Origin of the sequence: Emticicia agri, assembly GCF_004168285.1 — a bacterium.
In the GTDB taxonomy this organism is placed as follows: domain Bacteria; phylum Bacteroidota; class Bacteroidia; order Cytophagales; family Spirosomataceae; genus Emticicia; species Emticicia agri.
Genome location: NZ_SEWF01000169.1, coordinates 1 through 1,693, shown reverse-complemented (window position 1 = coordinate 1,693; position 1,693 = coordinate 1). Strand labels below are relative to the sequence as shown.

General features: G+C 42.1%; 1 protein-coding gene. It reads right to left on the bottom strand.

Going from position 1 to position 1,693, the window contains the following annotated elements:
* Positions 1-445 precede the first annotated feature (445 nt).
* On the bottom strand, positions 446-1,693 hold a 1,248-nt coding region (locus tag EWM59_RS28165; RefSeq protein ID WP_165372322.1), incomplete at its 5' end, for a 3-coathanger stack domain-containing protein.

Here is a 1,693-nt window from a genome sequence, read left to right as displayed (position 1 = left end):
TAAATTCTTCACTTTCTAATGGAGAAAAATATTCTTCAAAAGCAGAAGCTTCTAAAGGAGTTACCGTTACCATTAAAATTAGTCCATCATTAATAATGTATTCTATATCTGAAAATCGATATTCTTTAGACTGCATAGATTTTTTTAGTATATTTTCATGATAAATAAAATTCTCCCTGAAAGCTATAATTCGTTTGAAGAATAATTTTAAATAATAGATAAACAATAAAGCCCAATTTTATCAGACTTCTTGCTTAACTCATCGAGAAAAAGGCTACTTATTATTATGCTTCTAACTTTATTCGTGTAATGGCTGTGAATTGACTGCTTAGAACTACATCAATGTTTTACCAAGTTTATTTCTAACAATTGAAGTAAAATTACTTGTATTGAATAAAACATGGAAGACCTACAGGCACACTAGTGTTAAGTCAAACCCCACCCCCTACGGACACCCCGCAATAATCGCCTGAAAAACATTGCTTGTGTTTACAGTGGCTTTGAAACCCGGCTGCAAGGTAACTGAATCCGCCCCCCGATAGGTTACCTTAGCCTCTGATACCTGATTGGTAGCAGTAATCTGAATGGCTTTCATCGTAACTGTTCCGCTTGTAATGGGCTGGGTGATATTTGCCGTGGCAGGGCACTCTTCATGGTTAATCAAAATCCCGAATTGCCCACGATTGGCTCTGGCATTGCCAAAACTATAAACCCTGATATAATAGGTGTTGCCAATTATCAGGTTTGATAATGTCAACTCTTCTTTTCCGGCTTCTTTGGTTGCATCAGAACAGGCAATGGTAGTTCCATTGCAGGCTCCCGAACGAATATCAACTACCACGTCGACCTCCGGACCGCCGATAACTGCTATATTATGTTTATTAGAAACTGCTACAAATTTATACCATACATCATCATCGGCGGTACCGGTTAATGCATTACACGTAATGGCTTCGAGGCTCTGCGAAGCACCTAATGTTGTGCCCAGAACACCAGAAATGCCGGTAGAAGAAATGAGGGTAATGGCGTTGGTACATTCATCATTGGCAGGTGGTACCTCATGAACAACACTAATGGTAAATGTTCCGCTATTGGAGGCAGAAGCACCATAACTATAGACCCTGATATAATAGGTGCTGCCGATAGTTAAACCCGATACAGTTACGGTTTCTACTGCACTATTACCGGTGGCATCAGCACAGCCGATACTGATGCCATTGCAGGTGCCCGAACGCACATCTACTACCGGATTGAATCCTGAATTTCCTGCAACTGTTATCGTATGTTCAATAGATAGTGCTACAAATTTATACCATACATCATCATCGGCCGTGCCTGTAACCGCACCACACGTAATGGCTGCCAGACTCTGGGTAGCACCACCCGTTGTGCCAATAACACCGGAAGCGAGCGTCGTTGAGGAAATGAGGGTAATGGCGTTATTACAATTATCATTGGCAGGAGGGTCTTCATGCGTAACACCAACCTTGAAACTTCCACGACTGGCGTTGGTACTGCCCAAACTATAGATTCGTATATAATAGGTATGACCAATGGTTAAGTCTGATAAACCCACCTTTTCTGCCCCACCGGTAGCAGTGGCATCAGCACAGCCAATAGAGGTGCCGTTGCAGGCTCCCGAACGAACATCTACTACCGCATCAAACCCTGATTCTGGGTCGCTAACTGTTAC